Here is an 18,503-nt window from a genome sequence, read left to right on the forward strand (position 1 = left end):
TTACCCAAACCTTGACATGATCCCTTGGTCTATTTTCATAGGAGAAACTATACAAATCACGACCAATCACTGTAAAATATAGAGGATCTAATCAAAAATTGAGGTGTTTTCATTGTATACGGATCAACGAAAATCATTTTGGAAACAGAAAAAAGTCATCATCCCTCTTCTTAGCATCATCGTAGTTGCTGCTGCTTTCTTTTTCTTAAAAGATACTCTTTTCTCAAAAGAAAAAGAGGCTTTAAAAGCCACTCAAAACTTTACGGAACATATGAAGAAGAAAGACTTTACGAAGCTGGCAGATGAGGTGACAAGTGCATCTTTGAAAGCCAATGACTTTTCAAAAAAACAACTAGCCGAAAAATACGACAATATTTTCAACGGTATTGGTGCTTATGACCTGAACATTTCAAAGCTCAACGTTGAAAAACAGGACAAAGGAAATGGATATCAATTTTCCTATGATGTCACGATGAAAACGTCTCTTGGCAAGCTGCATAAGCTGTCTTACAAGGGCGTTCTTTCCGAAGAGGACGACCAGTGGAAAGTGGACTGGAAGCCGAATCTCATCTTCCCGCAAATGGAAAAAGGAGATACCATCAAGGTCAAAGCTGACCCTGCTGTCCGCGGAAACATTGTCGACCGAAAAGGACGTACACTGGCAGAAACAACTGGTGGAAACGCACTTGGCGTCATCCCAGGAAAGCTCGGAACAGGAGAAGAAAAAGAACGTAATATCAAAAAGATCAGCAAAGCGTTTGATATAGAGGAAGAACTAATCAACAATCAGCTGAAACAAGCATGGGTCACAGACGACACGTTTGTCCCGCTCAAATCGATGTTAAAACAGGAGCCAATTCCAAAAGACGTAAATGGTGTCACCTATCAATCAAAGGAAATGCGCTACTATCCATATAACAAAGCCGCCGCTCATCTCACCGGGTATGTCGGAAAAGCAAATGCGGATGATATCAAAAGAAATCCAGCATTAAAGGCAGATCAAATCATCGGCAAAACCGGCCTTGAATTTACATTTGACAAAAACTTACGCGGACAAGATGGCGGAAGCATTCTCATCGTCCATGATGAAACAGGTATTGAAGAAACATTGCAAAAATCAGATCGAAAAGATGGAAAAACAGTGAAGCTGACGATTGATGCTTCTTTACAGAAAAAAGCCTATGATCAGTTGAAAGGCGAAAAAGGGGCCGTCACGATCATGAATCCATCATCAGGCGATCTATTAGCGCTTGTCAGCACCCCTTCCTACGATGTCAATCTCATGACAAACGGGATTACACCTAAGCAATATCAGGCATACAGTGAAAATCCAGACCTTCCATTCCAAGCTCGATATGCGAGCCGGTATGCGCCAGGGTCCACATTCAAAACCATTACAGCCGCCATTGGGCTGGAAACAGGTGTCACAAAGCCTGACAAAGTGCGTACCATTCACGGACTGAAATGGCAAAAGGATCAATCTTGGGGAAATTATCGCATCACACGGGTTCACGATAAAGAAAAAGTAAATATGGTCGATGCCCTTGTGTACTCAGACAATATTTATTTTGGACAGGAAGCACTCGAAATCGGCAAAGACACCTACGAGAAAAAAGTGAAAGCATTTGGGTTTGGCGAAGACTTACACATGCCATTTACAATGAAGCCTGCACAAATATCGAACGATGGCATTCAATCGGATATCTTACTCGCTGACTCGGCGTATGGCCAAGGCGAATTACTCATGTCACCAATTGAACAAGTACATGCCTATTCTCCATTTGCCACAGGAGGCAAGCTTGTCTACCCTCGAGTGATTCAAGATGAAAAAACAGCATCACCAAAACAAATCATCAAAGAAGGCACGGCAAACACAGTGAAAGACGCATTGACTAAGGTCGTGACCAGTCCAAACGGAACAGCCCACTCCTTACAAATCGAAGGAGCGGATATTGCCGCTAAAACAGGAACGGCAGAATTAAAGAGCAAACAAGGTGCAACAGACGGCACTGAAAATGGATTTTTACTTGCGTTTAATCCTAAAAAAGAAGATTACGTCCTCGTCGGCATGATCGAAGGTGTGAAAAACCGCGGCGGCAGTGGACTCGTCGTTCAAAAAATGAAGCCTGTGATTGCTTCTTTTTACAAATAACTCTTTAGAGACACAAGCTCAATCAAGCGCTTGTGTCTCTTTTTTTCTAAATCATGACAATTTGCTATTGTTTTATAGTTCACCTTATGAATAAAATGAGAAGAATGCAAAAATCAGAAAACAGATAAATGAAGGGAGGAAGTCTCATTGGCCATTGCTGCTCGTACAAAGGATAAACCTCAACATTCTGTTACCGGCTCAACGGTTTATCCCATCCTATTGATTATTGGTATTTGTCATATGCTGAACGACACACTTCAAGCCGTTATTCCTGCGATGTTCCCTATTTTGGAACGCTCAATGGGGCTGACCTTTACACAATTAGGGCTGATTGCCTTTACATTAAATATGGTCTCCTCCGTGATGCAGCCTGCTATTGGTTGGTACACAGATAAACGGCCGATGCCTTATGCACTTCCGATTGCTTTATTTTCAAGTGCTGTCGGTATATTCGGACTCGCGTTTGCTCCATCTTTTGCTACCATTTTGCTTTGCGTTGTCTTTATCGGACTTGGCTCTGCTATCTTCCATCCAGAGGGCTCCCGTGTTGCCAACATGGCAGCTGGTCCAAGACGAGGACTTGCACAGTCCATCTATCAAGTAGGCGGTAATACAGGTCAAGCCTTTGCTCCGCTTATCGCTGCATTAATGCTCGTACCGCTCGGTCAGACAGGCGTGGCTTGGTTTACAATTGTTGGAATGATAGCGGTCGGTTTCCTACTTTATATTTCAAGATGGTATGCCGGAAGACTTCAAACCATTAGGGCCCAAGCGAAAAAAACACCTGCAAAAGCTGCTAGATCTGATATTCATCGTAAATCAGCACTCATTGCACTTGGCATTATCGTCTTTCTCATCTTTGCCCGCTCTTGGTATGGAAATGCCATTTCGAATTTCTATGCGTTTTATGCGATTGAACAATACGGTTTGACGATTAAAGAATCACAGACTTATATTTTCTTATTTCTCATTCTAGGTGCAATTGGGACATTTTTAGGCGGGCCGCTTGCAGACCGCTTTGGCAAGAAAAACGTGATTTTAGTTTCCTTATTGGCATCCTTCCCGCTTGCCCTGCTGCTGCCATTTGCCGGACCCGTTTTTGCTTATGTTTTACTCGGGCTGATTGGGCTCATTTTGACATCAAGCTTCTCTGTCACCGTTGTTTATGCCCAAGAACTATTTCCCGGGAAAATTGGCACAATGTCTGGTTTAACTGTTGGGCTTGCGTTTGGTTTGGGTGCAATCGGATCGGTTGCCCTCGGTTCATTCATTGATGCCTTTGGCTTAACGCCTACCATGCTCGGTGTTGCCTTTTTACCGATATTAGGCATCCTAGCCTTCTTACTTCCCAGCGACCAAACCATCTCCAAATGGAATGAATCATAAAAGGAAAAACCGCTCAAATCAATATGAGCGGTTTTTTTCACATCTCATAGAAATGTGTATTAGGAACATGCTTCTTTGCAATAAACCCTTGCTTAAATTCTGGAAATACCTTTTGCACCTGTTTAATCTTTTGATGAACCAAGTCGGCATACGGAATATACAAATGATCCACAAGCTTCTGTTCTTTCATATAGTAATACCAATTAAGGTTAAAGGTATTCTCGTCAATGATCGTAAAAGCAGAAAAATGATAGAACAAAAGTGGACATTCGTCGAGATACATATCCCCTTTTACAATTGAAAGCTTGTAGTTTTCAATGTTCCAAATCGCCGCATTGGCTCCTTTAGATGCAACGATATGAACCCCTTCAAAATCATCAACCCATCTTTCCACATACCGCTGATCTCCGTACGTCTTTTTTTCTGTATCCATTTCTACTGTACAGTGTGCAAGACAGTTTTCCTTCCATTGTGTGACCGCCTGTTTGGCAACATCTGTGTTACGACAGCCTACAAACCCAGTATTAAAACGGCCAGACAACTCGTAATAACGATAGAACCGCTTGGAATTCATATGATCCGTTAAAAATAAATGAGCGCTTGGATTCTCTGCAAAAATTGCCTCTGGATCATGATAAAAATACAAATCCGTATCCAAATGAGCAAGATAATCCGCATCTGAGGACTCAAGAGTTTTGAGCAAAAAGGCAGGTTTTAATGTCCAGCAATACTCATGAAACGTACGATCCTCTTTTGCCTTGCGCAGGGAGTCATCCTCAATGTTTTCAAGCTGTTCATATTGAACATTCGGGTGAGGGAACTCCTTTAACACCTTGTAAGCCAAAGGGTCTGCACATAAAACCGATAGCTTGAATGCATGAGCGTTTTTCTCAAGCGAATGAATCAGCGCCAAAAGCTTAAAGACGTGGGTATTCGACACAATGGTTGTAAAGTGATAAGACGCCATTTACAACACATCCACTTGGAACAAATCAACGTGTAACAGCTCTTTCGTCAGCCCTTGAATGGCTTCTACAAGTACCGTGCAGCCATACTCCTGCCGTGCAAGCTGCGCCGCTTCTGCCAGCTTTTTCAAAGGAACATGCTTGGCTGTCAGCATATCTTTTTTATCGCGTTTGATGCCTACATTCCGCTCTGTGATCAAGTGAATCAGTTCTAAAAAATAAGATAACAGGTCATCAAATGCTGAATTCTCACGCAGCTGCCGAACTTCTTTCACAATATCATTTGTCACAGTATGAGAAAACGGACCGGAGAAAGCCAAATGGACATCAATAGAATCAATATTGTTGTACTTCTCACACATATACAAAATGTTGTATTTGATGTCATCAAACGACGTTAAATTACTTGGATGCTCTTGATGCACGCTCATGATATCCTCTCGCAATTCAAAGGAGAGACCAAGCTGATGCAGACGAATCCCTAAATCATAATCCTCAAATCCGTACCGAACGATATTTTCATCAAACATCCCTAGTGCCATGACATGCTTCCGTTTGACAGAGGAGTTATTTGTAATAAAAAATCGCCATGGCAGCTCATAAGAACCTAAATCATAGTGGTACGTATTTAAAATGTCTTTCAGGATATCTATAAACTCAGACTGCAAATCGAAACTTTTCTCAAGAAATGCACCATTTTCGACTTCTTCCAATGATAAAAGAGGCGTTTTGTCCTCCATTTTCCGTTTATACAGCCCTTGCTTTTTCAACCGCTTCATATGATCCTTATCAAAAGCTGTGTAAAAATAGCGATAAATCCGCTTCCAGCACACACCGCAAATAACGAGATCCTCCCTGTCAGCATGGGCCTCTGCATGCTTTTCAATAAATCTCGGTTCTGCCAGCATATCACTGTCATGGAAAATGAGCAGATCTCCCTCCGCCTCGCGAATGGCATGATTACGCCCCTTTGCAATCCCTTGATTGACAGGAATACGCACCTTTTTAAACGGAAAGTTCACTTCAATGTTCTCGAGCATTTCCATCGTGCCATCTGTTGAGCCATTATCGGCAACAATGACCTCAAATGGAATATCTGTTTCCTGAAGTGTTAAGGAAAAAAGGCTTCCTTCTAACCGCTCTTTGGCATTATAGCTTGGAATAATGACGCTCACCTTTGGCTTTTCGTTCATGCGTTATCCTCCTCCCGTTTGGCATATCCGTTAAACAGCGGATCGACCTGCTCCACAGATTCAATCACATGGCGAAGCACTTGCCGATAGGCTTCTTGGAAAAACGGCAGGTCATTTCGTCCTTTTTCATGAATTTGCTGCATCTCATCCTTGCTCACAATCCGAAAGCCGCTGAAATGATAGCAAATGAGCGGGTGCCCATCCTCCAGAAGAATACGTCCATTCTCCTCCCGATAAGAATGCTGCCCATAGTTCCAATGACCAATATTCACACCTTTTGTCTCAATATCTTCTACATTGTCAAACAGCCTCGGCATATGATCCAGATATCCTTGATCGCCAAACTTGCCTTCTCCCGGTGCATTTTTACATTCTTTTAAGCATTCTTCTTTCCACCAGCTGAGGCATTTTCGTCCGGCTTCATCTCCTTTAAAATGCAGAAAGCCTGAATTATAGCGGCCTAAAAGCTTCTGAAGCATCTTCACTTCCTCAGCATCAAAGCTTGGAATGACAATATCCCCTCTTGAAATTAAAACAGAGGCATTCGGCTGATGTTGAAAAATAACCTGAGGGCTCTCATAAAAGAATAAATCCGCATCAAGATAAGTCACGCTCTCTGCCTGCTCCTGTTCAAATAACCACTCAATCCAAATCGGCTTTAAGGTCCAGCAATATTCCGATGCATCCCGTTCCTCTTTTTTCTCTAGCAGCTCAGGTGTTTCGAGCTCCCGTACATGAACAAGATCCACATGCGGAAAATTCATTTGATGAAGCAAATCAAATGCAGCATCATCCATACATAACGTCTTGATGACAGCATCATCTTCTACTTGCTTCAACGATAAGAAAAACGCAATGGCTTGATAAAGTCTTCCACTTGAAAGAACCGTACAATATATGCTGTTCATCTTTTTACACCTCTATTTTTGAAAGAATTCGCGGTACCATTCAATCGTCTTCTCTAAACCTTCATCAATGGAGTAGTCAGGCTTCCAATCAAGCAGCTTTCTCGCTTTCTCTGCCGACAAATATTGATGCTTAATCTCATGTGTTCCTTGGTTCAAAATACGAGGCTTCAGCTCACTTCCCATTGCCTTTAAAATCTTATCCACAAGGTCAAGCACTGTCAGCTGAATTTCGTTACTAAAGTTAAAGGCTTCTCCCGCCAGCCCTTTTTCCTCCATCTTCTCAGCTAGCAGCAAATAAGCCTTCACTGCATCTTCAATGTAGAAGTAATCACGAATAAATGTCCCGTCACTTCTAATTTCCGGCGCCTTCCCTTCTAACACAAGCTGAATGGTTTGCGGAATGATTCTGTTGAAATTCAAATCTCCGCCTCCGTATAAATTACCGCAGCGTGTAATACAAACCGGAAGACCATATGTGTTGTAGTACGTATGAGAAATAAGATCTGCACAGCTCTTCGAGACATCATACGGATGTTTCCCGTTTAATGGCATGTCTTCATCATATGGAAGCTGCTCTTGATCACCGTATGCTTTGTCACTTGATGCCACGATCACTCGTTTGATCAGCGGCTGTCTTCTGCACGCCTCCAGCACATTCCATGTCCCTAAGATATTCGCTTCAAATGTAGAAACAGGATGTCTATTCGCGACCCCAACAATGGCTTGGGCAGCCAAATGGAAGACGGTGTCAATTTCATATTCTCCTAACGCACGTTCAATCGTTTGCATATCCTCTAATGCGCCTTGCACCACATTCATTTTTTCAAATTGACTGCCTTGATATAAATTCGATCGAGGCACCTGATCACGCACAAGGCCAGTCACGTTTGCCCCTTGATCAATTAATTCCTTGACGAGATAGCTCCCTAACAGCCCTGTACATCCAGTTACAAATACGTTCTTTCCATTCCAAAATCCGCTCATGCTGTCACCAAACCTTCCATGGTTGTTTTCCATCTGTCCACATGTCGTTGATTTCCTTCAGGTTTTTATACGTATCAATTGCTGTCCAAAATCCGTGATGCTCATAAACGGCAAGCTCTCCATCATCCGCTAGGTTTTGAAGAGGCTCCGCTTCAAACACGCATTGGTCATCGTCTGTCAAATAATCAAATACCTTTGGAGACAACACAAAAAATCCTCCATTGATCATCCCGATACTGTCTGTCTTCTCAGAGAAGGATTGTGCCATCCCGTTATACACCTTCAGTGTCCCGTACTGGGACTTCTTTTCAATGCCTGTGACAGTCGCAGCTGCACCAAGATCCTGATGACGTTTCAGCAAATGAAACATATTGATATTGGCCAGTCCATCACCATACGTCATCATAAAAGTCTCATCACCGATGTAATCCCGTGCCTGCTTTAAACGTCCGCCTGTCATCGTATCTTCACCTGTATCTAAAAAGGTGATTTTCCAGTTCTCCGATTTCCCTAATAGCTTCATTTCTCCTGTCGCCATATCGAGCTGCATGCTGTGGTGTTGCCAGTCGTAGTTTAGAAAGTACTCTTTGATCTTCTCTCCTTTATAACCAAGCAATAGGATAAATTCGTCTACACCGTAATACTGATAGATTTTCATAATATGCCATAGAATAGGCCGATCTCCGATCATAGCAAGTGGTTTAGGAAGCGCTTGTGTGACCTCACTCATTCTCGTTCCCTTTCCTCCGCAGAGAATGACTGCTTTCATCTTCTCCCCTCATCTCTCTATGAAGATTTTTGATTAAAACCCTATCTTTATGCGGAAAATCAGTACATGTACCCTCATACTTTGTCCGACATCAGGTTTTGAATCTACTCTATTCATATGTCGAAATGAGAGAGTGTGCCACCTAGCATTTAACTATTTTTACAAATAAAAAAAGAGCAAGATTCATATTCTCGCTCTTTCAAAGTTTAAATTGTATATTTTCAGGGTAGATGGTATGATAAACATGTGCATAATCAGCACAAACAGCCTCTTTCTATAAAGAGACTACTAGATTTGAATGAATTCAAGTGGCAGCTTGCTTCATTCTCAATATGAATCACGGAGGTGAATTCCCATGGCACAAAACGTTCTTTGTGAAGTGAACTCTTGCCGTTTCTGGGCTGAAAACAGCTGTACCGCTTCTACCATTAAAATTGGTAAAAACACGATGACTGAAGTGACTCGCAATACTGAAACTGATTGCGAAACATTTGAAACAAAATAATCTATTTTTCTCTGAGATGAAGGAACTGGCAGGTTCCTTCTTTTCTTTTATCATTCTATCAAGAATGATAATTATTATCAAGTGTTTTTCAATAAACATTTCTCGGGAAATAATGACACGATATTTCTCCATTCGTTGACGATTTTCACTCCTTTTTCTATACTCAACATATCCGAAGAAGAAAAAGTGGTGACCAATCAATGGATTTTACGATACGTTTTCTATCATTCTTTGTCGTAGAAATCGAAGGCAAAGATGAAGAAGCAAATAAACGATTTAAACATTATCAAACACTAGATCAAGAGGAATTTGAACAAAGTGAGCTGAAGGACTTTTTAGACGGTGAGCTGAAAAAAATCGTCAAACGAAAAGTGGACAGACACCCTAAATCTGAACAAGTACCGACCAAAATTGGCCGATTTATTGTAGAACCCGGTCATGAGCTCGATTCAAACCCAAACTACAACCTATTTCATCAAACGAGATTTGCAGATACAAAAGAATTGTTTAATGAATGCAGTGAACAGTTTGTTCGCACATATTTAGATACAAGTGCTGTCAGAGGCGGCGTTTTTTTAGTGGCTTCTGCCGTTCCTAAAAAGTATTTCGACGATTCCTTTGTCTTTATTATGAAATGCGATTTCGAGCAGAAAGTGGCTTCTATCGCTGATACATCTACCTTGATCAGAAAAGTCGAAATGGCCATTACGACAAAAAATATGAAATCAATTCAATACCCGTTTATGCCAGAAGAGGGCATGACTGAGGAAGCGGAAGTGAAAATTCACCAATCCTCACACGCTCGTTATTTTGAAGACTTTTTGAAGTTCGTCGAATACGGTGAATCCATGCCTGAAATCATGAAATCACAGGTCATGAATATGGTACAGGAACAGGTTTTTGAAACATTACAGGATGAAAGTGAAGAATTAAAGCAGTTTGAAGAGGATCTTGAAATATGGGAAGCGAGTGAAAAACGAGAAATTAGAGAAACACTCGATACAGAGCAGGTTACACAAGCAGCCTCTCATATTGTTGAACAAACTCCTGATATCACAATGAAAATGCGTCTAGGCGAGACGGAAATCAAAGGTCTTCTAGCAGACTTTGGCCACTCGATCCATATTGCAAAGCTCAACAATCGGTATGTCGTGCTCGTTGAAGCAGATCAAATCGTCTTCGAAAAAGGAAGCACACCTGTTGAGTTTCATAAACCAAATGGGTTAAAAGAGGTGGTCAGCCAGCTGACGCAAAAAGCCTATGATTCAGATGTAGAATAAGAAACCATGACTGCCTCTTGCATTCAGCGCAAGAGGCAGTTTTTTTGTATAAGACCTGAATTTATTATGCTGGATCAGAAGAAACATGCAGCTCCCTGCCTCTTGCCCACATGCTGACAAGCAATAAGCTTATGATGAGCATCAGCCAAAAGACGCTGTTTGATCCAAAAAACTGAATCATCGTATATCCGAACAAGGGTCCTAAAGCCGCTCCCATATCTTGAACAAAGGAATAGCTTGCGAGGAAGCGGTTTTTATCGGTTTGAGCAGAGGCTTTTTGAAAGGCAAGCGTATCTGTTAATGTCGTTAAGACTGTTGACAGCAGCTGGATCAAAAGCAGCATCACAAGAAACCAGCCGCTTACCTTCAGCATGACCGCCAGAAGACTGAGACCTCCAAATGAAAGAAACATCCAGCAAAGCGTTCGTTCCTTCATCACAAGGCCATCAAACCATCTGCCCGTTTTCGGTGCTACAAATGGTTCCCACCCCCATCTGAGCGCTTGAATGATGCCACTTAAAGCCGAAGCTCCGATGACAAAGCCGAACAGAGCAAATTCACCATCACCGATCCTTGCTTCAATGACATGACTGAGTGTTGATGCGAATAACCCTTGTATCACAAGTGCGATCAGCATACCTGTCATTAAAACTTTTACAACATCTCGTGCAAGCCACCGCTGTTTGATGACTTGATACACCTGCCCCTCTTCTCCCTTTTCAATCTCATCCAAAGAAACATAAAAAATGACCCCTAGTAATGTGAGTAAACCAAAAACAAGTGTCATGGACTGGAAGCCGATCAGGCTGGCAAATATTCCGCCAAATAACATGCCAAATAAACTGCCAAGCCGGTAAAGCCCATTATAAATGCCCGTATAATGCCCCTGTGAGCCTTCGTCCATCTCAGCAATTAACCTCATTCCACTCATACGCAATAACGTCCATGCCAGCCCCCAAGCGCAGCGGCAAATCAGTAGCAGCCAAAAACCGCTCACACCATATAGCATCGTGGTTACTGATGCAATCAATATAGCGATCAATACACCGGTTTTCATTGGGACAAACCGATAGAGCCACCAAACGACAGGCGTTAGCGGGATGCGGATGAATCGGTTGATGGACAGTAACAGCCCAACCTCCCAAATAGATGATAAACCAATCTCTTTCCAATAGATCGGAAGAACAATATAAAGCATTGAATCCCCAATCAGTGCAAATGCTGTGATAAGCGATATTGACACCACTTGCTTTTGACGATGATCCATTTTCCCTTCCCCCTTCGCTATCTTTACCATAAGGGATGCCTTATAATAAATCTAATGAATGTTTTTGATTGAACCATCAAAATAATTGATAGGTGGTGCAAAGTTGAATTTACATGCTCTTCGAATTTTTGCAAAAGTCGCAGAGACAAAAAGTGTTACACAAACAGCAGACGTGCTATCTTTGACACAGCCAGCTGTGACGGCTCAGCTTAGAAGCATTGAAAGTGAGATCGGGTTCCGTCTTTTTAAACGAAATGGCAGAGGTATTACACTTACGGAAATGGGGAAAATTCTATACCCTTATGCCAGGCAAGTGTTCGAGGCTGAAAAGGAAGTAGAATATCAGATTGCACTTTTACAAAACGGAAAAAAGGGGCGGCTCCGCATCGCTTCTACCTATGTACCACTCAACTTTTTACTGCCTGATTGGCTCGCTGCTTTTAAAACATCTTCATCTGAAACGGAAATTGAATTAAAAAGTGGAAACTCCGCTCAGGTTTTAGAAAGCCTGCTTCAATATGAATCAGATGTGGCCATCGCTGTGATCGAGGATTTGCACCATGAAGAGATTCTCACCTCTCATTTAACGAATTTAAGCTATGATTTTATTGTCCCAGCAGACCATCCATTGAACGGAAAAACCGTCCCGCTAGAGCGCCTGAGCCAGGAGCCTTTTTTGATGCGTGAAGAAGGCAGTTCCACAAGAGATAAACTTTTTTCTCTTTTTACCTCGAAAGGCATCAAAAAACCTACCGTAGACTTGCAGTTCAGCGGTGTTCATGAAGCGATACAAATGATCAAAGCTGGATATGGTATCACACTTGTTCCCCGTGATGCGGTTCAAGGTAGTCTCAAGCGGAAAGAAATTGGGCGCGTGTACATTGAAGGCATTGAGATCGTCAGACCAGTTGTTGTGTGCAAGCGGGCGAATGATCTTGAAGAAAATAGAACCGTGGATGCCTTCCTGCAAATGAAAGGTATCGGTCCATTCACTACGCCTGCTGCCAATTAAAAAAGTGCCTGCTCCAAAAACAGGCACTTTTTTTATTCGGCTGGCTGCACGATGTCAAACGGTACAGCCTTTGAGGCTTTCACTAATTGTTCTGGTGTGATGAGGATTTCATTTCCCCATTCTCCTGCTCCAACCCCTAATATCTCTTCCTCTAATAATGAAGCTTCAATGATCGTGCGGAATCCTTCTGGCTGCCAGCAAAACGGCGGAATCGAACCAATTCGATAGCCCGTCACTTCAAGAACCTTCTCCGGTGAAGCCATTTTAATATTACGAGAGCCGGCCGCTTTCTTTAGTTTCCCTGACTTAATATGCTGGTCAGCGCCAACCATCACAAGCAGCTGCTCCCCTTCTCCTGTTTCAAAGATCAATGTTTTGATCATTTGTCTTTCACGAAAACCAAGGGCTGCCGCTACATTTGCTGCTCCTTTTTCTGTTTCGGCAGAAAATGTTTTGATCTCATATGGGATGCCATGTTTGTCCAAAAAGTCATGTGCTGGTAATTTTCTCAAGTGATTGAACCCCTTTCCTTACAATGTCCTTCATTTAGCTTATCACAATCTTCTCATCCTTAAGATGTATTTTTCAATGGAAAGCCTCTGAACCCTTCATCACCATGCTATACTAAACATGTTTTTGAAAAGGAGCCGGTTTAATATGGGAAACAAGTTTTGGTGTTATACAAGCAGTAAAAGCCTTCTCATGTTGAGTGATATTTTATTTGTCATGACGATCACGTTTGTCATTTATCAAGATACACAATCTGTTGCCTATGCGGCTGTCTTTCCACTGATCAGAACGATATGCCAGCTATTGGCTGGGCTTTTCTCTCCTGTTTTAACTGATTACTTTCAAGCTGGCCGCCTATTGAAATGGGTCCCGCTTTTACGTCTTGGGATGCTCATCGTGTTTACAGCCCAATTTCATTTCTTTCAGCAGCATATGGTCTGGCTGTTTAGTGCACTCATTTTGATTTCCCTCACAGGCGGGTTCATCAGTCCTTTAATGCAGGCGATCATGCCGATGCTTGTGCCAGCAAATCAGCTTGTGAAAGCAAACAGTACAGCGTCCATATTTCATCAAATGGTTCAAATCGCCGGCTATTCGTTCACTGGAATGCTCGTCCTATGGATCGGGCCATTTTATTTAATGTGGATCACTTGTGTCATGATTGTGTTGTCTTACCTATTTTTCATCCCTGTCTTTCCTCTTCTCAAGCAAGAAGAGACGGTTCGAAAAGCAAATAAGACGAACAGCTTCAAAGATGGCTGGACGATCATTTGGACAAATAAAACGGTGCGCACCCTGACGTTTATGGATGTTTGTGAAAATATTGCGGGTGCTGTATGGATCGGGGCAATTACGCTTGCCTTTGTCACACAAGATTTAAAGCAAGGTGAGGAATGGTGGGGCTTTATCAATGCCGCTTATTATATCGGCACCATTCTAGGCGGTCTCTTAGCTGCATGGATGAGTCAATTTATTCAAAAACAGCTTCTTCTCTTTATGGCAGCTGGGTCATTCATTTATGCAGTGCTGACTATTGTCTATTCACTGAACAACCTGCCATGGCTTGCATTACTGCTTTGTATTTTGATGGGGCCTGCTTATCAAATTCGTGATGTTTCGCAGCAAACCATTCTTCAAACGGAAACACCTGTCCAAGATTTATCAAAGGTGTACTCAGCTCATTACGTCCTTTCTTCTGTATCTGTCGGTTTATCTATTTTCTTTGTTGGATTGATTGCGGATGCATATGGGGCGAGGTCTGTGTATTTGCTAGGCGGTCTGTTTGTGCTCGTCTGTTCTGGTATTGCCATCCTTTCTTTTATGAAGCAGAAAAAAGAGAGCAGCTGATTCATGCAGCGGCTCTTTTACTTTTCTTTTAACATCGCGAACATGTCACGGGCCATTGCTTCTAAAATATACACAACTGGCGTCTGTGTGGTGATATTGGCTCTGTGTACCCGCTCATCTGTGACGTAGTAGGCAATATTTAAATCTGAAATGCGCGAAATCGTGCAGTGCTGGTTATTCGTAATACTAATGATTGTGCTGCCTTCCCTTTTTAACTTTGAAATATGATCGATCGTAATACTGTTCTCCCCTGATACAGACAGCACAATGGTGACACTATTGTCTAAATACTGCATATTCATCGGGAAAAACGGATCATTGATGTAAAATGAAAATTTCTCAAGACTTGAAAAGTACCTCGCCCCATACTGCGCCAAAATGCCAGAACTGCCAGTCCCGATAAACAGCACATTTTTTGCCTCAGCAATGAGTTTCGCTGCCTCCTTAATTTTCCCCTCAAAGTCTCCCTTTAATGTTCGTTCAATAAATTCATATAGAAAGTGCTGTGTGCTTTTTAAAGAAGGTGTCTGCTCTGATTCTAAATACATTTTGAGCTTCACTTTAAACTCTGAAAAGCCTTCACAATTTACTTTTCGGCAAAAACGAAGGACAGACGAGGTGGAAATATGTGCAGCATCTGCAAGGTCTCGAATTCTCATGTATACGACCTTTTCACTGTTTTCCATGATATATCGGTATAAAGCGCTTTCTAGTTCATTAAAGCTGGAAATGACCTCACTTGAAAACATCTGACTTCCCCTTTCTCCAACAACATGTCACAAGGTGTTTCTTTTATGTAACAAATCTCTAAATAGGGCACCCTTGCCTAAAGACGCTGAAGTCATTTACGCATGAGATGCTCTCACGATAAGCTATAGATGTACAAAATAAAAAAGACTTTTCTCTATTATAACATTGCGCGTTACATTATTCGGAGGTGCAGAGCATGGCAAAAGGATTAAAGGTTGTCACAATTGGCGGAGGATCAAGCTATACACCAGAGCTTGTCGAAGGATTTATTAAACGATACGATGAATTTCCGATTAGCGAGCTTTGGCTCGTTGATATTGAAGCGGGAAAAGAAAAGCTTGAGATCGTAGGAAATCTTGCAAAACGCATGGTCAAAAAAGCAGGACTTCCAATCGAGGTTCATTTAACATTAGATCGTAGAAAAGCGCTTGTAGATGCTGATTTTGTTACAACACAATTCCGTGTCGGACTTCTTGAAGCACGTATGAAGGATGAACGCATTCCTTTAAAATATGATGTCATTGGTCAAGAAACAAATGGTCCAGGGGGTCTATTCAAAGGACTTCGCACCATTCCTGTCATTCTTGATATTGTCAAAGATATTGAAGAGCTTTGCCCGAATGCATGGCTTGTGAATTTCACAAATCCAGCTGGTATGGTCACTGAAGCCGTACTTCGTTATTCAAACCATCGAAAAGTCGTTGGCTTATGCAACGTGCCAATCGGCATTCGCATGGGAATCGCCAAAGGGCTTGATGTCGACGCAAGCAGAGTCGAAGTCAGCTTTGCTGGATTAAACCATATGGTCTTTGGACTCAATGTATTCTTAGACGGCAAAAGCATCATGGATCAAGTGATCGAAGACATGGCGGATCCAAACTCCAGCATGTCGATGAACAACATTCAAGCGATTCCGTGGGATGCTGATTTCTTAAAAGGGCTTGGCGTTATTCCTTGTCCATATCACCGCTACTACTACAAAACAAGTGATATGCTGGCTGAGGAAAAGAAAGCAGCAGCAAACGAAGGAACTCGTGCAGAAGTCGTTCGCGCATTAGAAAATGATCTGTTCGAGCTTTACAAAGACCCTGATCTAGACATCAAGCCGCCGCAGCTTGAAAAACGAGGCGGTGCCTACTACAGTGATGCAGCTTGTAACTTAATTGCATCCATTTATAACGATAAACATGACATTCAGCCTGTGAACACAATTAACAATGGCGCCATCAGTGACATTCCAAATGATTCTGCCGTTGAACTCAACTGCGTTATCACAAAAGACGGTCCTAAACCAATCGCTGTTGGTGAAATGCCAGTCGCTGTCAAAGGACTCATTTCTCAAATTAAATCCTTTGAACGTGTAGCCGCTGAAGCAGCTGTGACAGGCGATTACAACACAGCCCTTGTCGCAATGACCATCAACCCGCTTGTCCCATCAGATGCTGTTGCAAAAAGCATCCTAGATGAAATGCTAGAAGCACACAAAGAATATTTGCCACAGTTTTTTAATAAAGTAGAAGCATAAAAAAGAAGCCGCACTTTTCGAAAGTGCGGTTTTTTATTTGGCTGTAAACAGCCGGTCCATCTGTGGGCGATCATAATCTAATAGCCAGTGCTGTAAGCCTTCATAGACTGGTCTTAAACGCTCTGGCTCTGCTGCAATGAGATCACAGCCTCGATCATCATATAAATGAAAAATCATTTTTTTCGAGACATTCATTAGGTAAATTTCATATCTAAGCTTCCCCTTCAAAATTTGATTCGGTGCATAGAAGTCCTCCTGGCAGATCGCATGGAGAAGCGGACGCAATCGAATGTCTTGCAGCTGGCATTTGAGTGTAAATCTCTCTAATGTCAGTGAATCTTCTATTTCTGGACGTACATAAGTCAAAAGCTCGTGACGCAACCGATTCCTTACTTGCCGATGCACATATTTTTGATAAACCAGGAGCTTACGCTTCGTTAATTCATGTTCATGTTCTGTATACACATCCGTTACAAGCAGCATTTCGTCTTCTGAATCAAAAGCATATTTTACAATCTCAAAAGCACGATCTCCCGCTTTTTCTAATACAATCGATTCTTTTCCTAATGACCAATCTGCCACTTCAAAGCGAAGACCAAAAGGCCACCCATAAAAAAGAGGCGGGGTGAGGACAAGATCAGGAAAATGACTTTTTAAAAAGCTATTTGTTTGATCGCTCATGTCATGTCCTTCCATTGATTTTATTTCTTATTTTACCGTTGAAACATACAGGAAAACAATTGGAAATTAACTGTCATTTCTTATATGATAGAAAGAGATGGAGGTGTGACCAATTGAAAAAATGGTTTTTACAGGTGTTCCTCACCGCATTGATCACTATGTGGATACAGACTGGACTTGATCAGGCGAACGTCATTCAGATCACCAATGTATGGGTCGATGTCAGCAGCTGGATCCTGATCTTCTTTGTGATCTACGCACTTTTTGAATGGACAGCTCACGTCTTAGCAAAACGGAAAACCGCTCTCCGCTGAACATCTCTTTTCATAGAGATGTTTTTTCTTGAAACTTTTCTTGCACAAGTTCATGAATGACGCCCATTCCTGCCTGACTTCCAGCTGCTGCTGCGAGAACTAACTGAGCAGGACCGCCTAAATTATCACCACATGCAAAGACACCACTGACGGTTGTACGTCCAAGAATATCTGTTTCAATACCTGCATTCTTCGTCATTTGACAGCCAAGCTTTTCGGCAAATGGCGCTGACTGCTTGAATTCACTTGCGACAAAACCGCCTTCCCTTTTCACCGTCTCCCCATTTGCAAGCTGGAGAGAGCGCAGCTGACCATTGTCATGATCAATCGACACAATAGGCACATCAATGACTTGAATAGAATGCACCGTCAGAAGTGACTTGTCCTCTTCAGCCAACACGTGCCCATTCGTAAACACGATTAAATCCTTTGTCCAATTGGATAGAAGCTTAGCCATATGCAAGGCTCGCTGATTCTCCGCAATAAGGGCAAGCGCTTTGTCCTTTAATTCCCATCCATCACAGAAAGGGCAGCTAAACAACGTTTTTCCATACACATCATGAATTCCTTCGATCTCTGGCAATATATCCTGAAGTCCAGTTGCCAAGATGATTTTTTTCGCTTCGAATGTATCCCCTTTGTGTGTCAGTAACGTAAAGAATTCCTCCCTCTTTTGTATATCATTAATTCTACTTCGTTTGATTTGGATATTAGGGTATTTTTGAAGATCTGCCTCTCCGGCTTGTCTAATCTCAAACGGTGTCATTCCATCGTTTGTAATAAATCCATGTGATTCCTGAGTCACTCGATTTCTCGGCAGCTCGTCATCAAATACAATGACCTGCTTTCTGCCCCTACCCACAACAAGTGCTGCACTTAATCCGGCTGGCCCGCCTCCGATAATCGCACAATCTAATAACATATCAATCTCTCCTTTTTATTCAAGACTTTAAAG

General features: G+C 42.2%; 18 protein-coding genes. 8 read left to right on the top strand and 10 right to left on the bottom strand.

Going from position 1 to position 18,503, the window contains the following annotated elements; all coding sequences use genetic code 11:
• Positions 1 to 112: 112 nt before the first annotated feature.
• Both pbp4 and AMR95_RS05805 read left to right on the top strand, forming a co-directional pair.
• Complete coding sequence (pbp4, locus tag AMR95_RS05800; protein ID WP_058837815.1) at positions 113 to 2,152, top strand: penicillin-binding protein PBP4(5); 2,040 nt, start codon at positions 113 to 115, stop codon at positions 2,150 to 2,152.
• A gap of 147 nt (positions 2,153 to 2,299) precedes the next feature.
• Positions 2,300 to 3,538 carry an MFS transporter gene (locus AMR95_RS05805; RefSeq protein WP_058837816.1) on the top strand — a complete coding sequence of 413 codons (1,239 nt, stop codon included), beginning with the start codon at positions 2,300 to 2,302 and terminating at the stop codon, positions 3,536 to 3,538.
• Between the two features lie 37 nt (positions 3,539 to 3,575).
• Here the strand turns inward: AMR95_RS05805 and AMR95_RS05810 are convergent, their stop codons facing one another.
• Genes AMR95_RS05810 through rfbF form a run of 5 tightly spaced genes read right to left on the bottom strand, consistent with a single transcriptional unit; the run spans position 3,576 to position 8,357 of the window.
• Positions 3,576 to 4,505: a putative nucleotide-diphospho-sugar transferase gene (locus AMR95_RS05810; protein WP_058837817.1), complete on the bottom strand. Its 930-nt coding sequence runs from the start codon at positions 4,503 to 4,505 to the stop codon at positions 3,576 to 3,578.
• A complete protein-coding gene (locus AMR95_RS05815) occupies positions 4,506 to 5,696 on the bottom strand; it encodes a glycosyltransferase family 2 protein (RefSeq protein ID WP_039177049.1) in 1,191 nt (396 codons plus the stop codon).
• The gene (locus AMR95_RS05820) at positions 5,693 to 6,604 is read right to left on the bottom strand and encodes a putative nucleotide-diphospho-sugar transferase (RefSeq protein ID WP_058837818.1); all 912 of its coding nucleotides are present in this window, start codon (positions 6,602 to 6,604) and stop codon (positions 5,693 to 5,695) included. The genes AMR95_RS05815 and AMR95_RS05820 overlap by 4 nt, the downstream gene beginning before the upstream one ends.
• 12 nt (positions 6,605 to 6,616) lie before the next feature.
• Complete coding sequence (locus AMR95_RS05825; RefSeq protein WP_039177044.1) at positions 6,617 to 7,588, bottom strand: GDP-mannose 4,6-dehydratase; 972 nt, start codon at positions 7,586 to 7,588, stop codon at positions 6,617 to 6,619.
• Positions 7,589 to 7,592: 4 nt separating this feature from the next.
• Entirely contained in the window at positions 7,593 to 8,357 is a 765-nt protein-coding gene (gene rfbF, locus AMR95_RS05830) for a glucose-1-phosphate cytidylyltransferase (protein ID WP_058837819.1), read from the bottom strand.
• A 355-nt stretch (positions 8,358 to 8,712) separates the two neighbouring features.
• Here rfbF and AMR95_RS18750 point away from each other — a divergent pair, with 355 nt between their 5' ends.
• Both AMR95_RS18750 and AMR95_RS05840 read left to right on the top strand, forming a co-directional pair.
• Positions 8,713 to 8,862: a DUF1540 domain-containing protein gene (locus tag AMR95_RS18750; protein WP_072367870.1), complete on the top strand. Its 150-nt coding sequence runs from the start codon at positions 8,713 to 8,715 to the stop codon at positions 8,860 to 8,862.
• A gap of 200 nt (positions 8,863 to 9,062) precedes the next feature.
• On the top strand, positions 9,063 to 10,142 hold the full coding sequence (locus tag AMR95_RS05840; protein ID WP_058837821.1) for a DUF3900 domain-containing protein: 1,080 nt from the start codon (positions 9,063 to 9,065) through the stop codon (positions 10,140 to 10,142).
• Between the two features lie 64 nt (positions 10,143 to 10,206).
• Here the strand turns inward: AMR95_RS05840 and AMR95_RS05845 are convergent, their stop codons facing one another.
• Positions 10,207 to 11,409 carry an MFS transporter gene (locus tag AMR95_RS05845; protein WP_058837822.1) on the bottom strand — a complete coding sequence of 401 codons (1,203 nt, stop codon included), beginning with the start codon at positions 11,407 to 11,409 and terminating at the stop codon, positions 10,207 to 10,209.
• Positions 11,410 to 11,512: 103 nt separating this feature from the next.
• Here AMR95_RS05845 and AMR95_RS05850 point away from each other — a divergent pair, with 103 nt between their 5' ends.
• On the top strand, positions 11,513 to 12,421 hold the full coding sequence (locus AMR95_RS05850) for a LysR family transcriptional regulator (RefSeq protein ID WP_041087143.1): 909 nt from the start codon (positions 11,513 to 11,515) through the stop codon (positions 12,419 to 12,421).
• Between the two features lie 32 nt (positions 12,422 to 12,453).
• On the opposite strand, the gene AMR95_RS05855 is transcribed toward AMR95_RS05850, so the two are convergent.
• Positions 12,454 to 12,933, bottom strand: a complete 480-nt coding sequence (locus AMR95_RS05855) for an aminoacyl-tRNA deacylase (protein WP_039177033.1) — start codon at positions 12,931 to 12,933, stop codon at positions 12,454 to 12,456.
• A 145-nt stretch (positions 12,934 to 13,078) separates the two neighbouring features.
• Between AMR95_RS05855 and AMR95_RS05860 the strand changes: the two genes are divergently transcribed.
• Complete coding sequence (locus tag AMR95_RS05860) at positions 13,079 to 14,278, top strand: MFS transporter (protein ID WP_058837823.1); 1,200 nt, start codon at positions 13,079 to 13,081, stop codon at positions 14,276 to 14,278.
• A 17-nt stretch (positions 14,279 to 14,295) separates the two neighbouring features.
• Here the strand turns inward: AMR95_RS05860 and AMR95_RS05865 are convergent, their stop codons facing one another.
• Positions 14,296 to 15,027: a MurR/RpiR family transcriptional regulator gene (locus AMR95_RS05865; RefSeq protein ID WP_039177027.1), complete on the bottom strand. Its 732-nt coding sequence runs from the start codon at positions 15,025 to 15,027 to the stop codon at positions 14,296 to 14,298.
• A 197-nt stretch (positions 15,028 to 15,224) separates the two neighbouring features.
• Here AMR95_RS05865 and AMR95_RS05870 point away from each other — a divergent pair, with 197 nt between their 5' ends.
• Positions 15,225 to 16,553 (top strand): 6-phospho-beta-glucosidase, encoded by a 1,329-nt coding sequence (locus AMR95_RS05870; protein WP_039177025.1) that lies wholly within the window; start codon positions 15,225 to 15,227, stop codon positions 16,551 to 16,553.
• A 33-nt stretch (positions 16,554 to 16,586) separates the two neighbouring features.
• On the opposite strand, the gene AMR95_RS05875 is transcribed toward AMR95_RS05870, so the two are convergent.
• Positions 16,587 to 17,234 (bottom strand): DUF3885 domain-containing protein, encoded by a 648-nt coding sequence (locus AMR95_RS05875; RefSeq protein ID WP_058837878.1) that lies wholly within the window; start codon positions 17,232 to 17,234, stop codon positions 16,587 to 16,589.
• Between the two features lie 113 nt (positions 17,235 to 17,347).
• Between AMR95_RS05875 and AMR95_RS05880 the strand changes: the two genes are divergently transcribed.
• The gene (locus tag AMR95_RS05880; protein ID WP_058837824.1) at positions 17,348 to 17,548 is read left to right on the top strand and encodes a hypothetical protein; all 201 of its coding nucleotides are present in this window, start codon (positions 17,348 to 17,350) and stop codon (positions 17,546 to 17,548) included.
• Positions 17,549 to 17,558: 10 nt separating this feature from the next.
• On the opposite strand, the gene AMR95_RS05885 is transcribed toward AMR95_RS05880, so the two are convergent.
• Entirely contained in the window at positions 17,559 to 18,470 is a 912-nt protein-coding gene (locus AMR95_RS05885) for an NAD(P)/FAD-dependent oxidoreductase (RefSeq protein WP_058837825.1), read from the bottom strand.
• Positions 18,471 to 18,503 lie beyond the last annotated feature (33 nt).

This window comes from Bacillus sp. G1(2015b), from assembly GCF_001482475.1.
Classification (GTDB): domain Bacteria; phylum Bacillota; class Bacilli; order Bacillales; family Bacillaceae; genus Bacillus; species Bacillus safensis.

Excerpts from the sequence above, each read along its gene's own strand:
- AMR95_RS05810 (WP_058837817.1), bottom strand. The coding sequence starts at position 4,505 with ATGGCGTCTTATCACTTTACAACCATTGTGTCGAATACCCACGTCTTT.
- AMR95_RS05815 (WP_039177049.1), bottom strand. The coding sequence starts at position 5,696 with ATGAACGAAAAGCCAAAGGTGAGCGTCATTATTCCAAGCTATAATGCC.
- AMR95_RS05820 (WP_058837818.1), bottom strand. The coding sequence starts at position 6,604 with ATGAACAGCATATATTGTACGGTTCTTTCAAGTGGAAGACTTTATCAA.
- AMR95_RS05825 (WP_039177044.1), bottom strand. The coding sequence starts at position 7,588 with ATGAGCGGATTTTGGAATGGAAAGAACGTATTTGTAACTGGATGTACA.
- rfbF (WP_058837819.1), bottom strand. The coding sequence starts at position 8,357 with ATGAAAGCAGTCATTCTCTGCGGAGGAAAGGGAACGAGAATGAGTGAG.
- AMR95_RS18750 (WP_072367870.1), top strand. The coding sequence starts at position 8,713 with ATGGCACAAAACGTTCTTTGTGAAGTGAACTCTTGCCGTTTCTGGGCT.
- AMR95_RS05840 (WP_058837821.1), top strand. The coding sequence starts at position 9,063 with ATGGATTTTACGATACGTTTTCTATCATTCTTTGTCGTAGAAATCGAA.
- AMR95_RS05845 (WP_058837822.1), bottom strand. The coding sequence starts at position 11,409 with ATGGATCATCGTCAAAAGCAAGTGGTGTCAATATCGCTTATCACAGCA.
- AMR95_RS05860 (WP_058837823.1), top strand. The coding sequence starts at position 13,079 with ATGGGAAACAAGTTTTGGTGTTATACAAGCAGTAAAAGCCTTCTCATG.
- AMR95_RS05865 (WP_039177027.1), bottom strand. The coding sequence starts at position 15,027 with ATGTTTTCAAGTGAGGTCATTTCCAGCTTTAATGAACTAGAAAGCGCT.
- AMR95_RS05870 (WP_039177025.1), top strand. The coding sequence starts at position 15,225 with ATGGCAAAAGGATTAAAGGTTGTCACAATTGGCGGAGGATCAAGCTAT.
- AMR95_RS05875 (WP_058837878.1), bottom strand. The coding sequence starts at position 17,234 with ATGAGCGATCAAACAAATAGCTTTTTAAAAAGTCATTTTCCTGATCTT.
- AMR95_RS05885 (WP_058837825.1), bottom strand. The coding sequence starts at position 18,470 with ATGTTATTAGATTGTGCGATTATCGGAGGCGGGCCAGCCGGATTAAGT.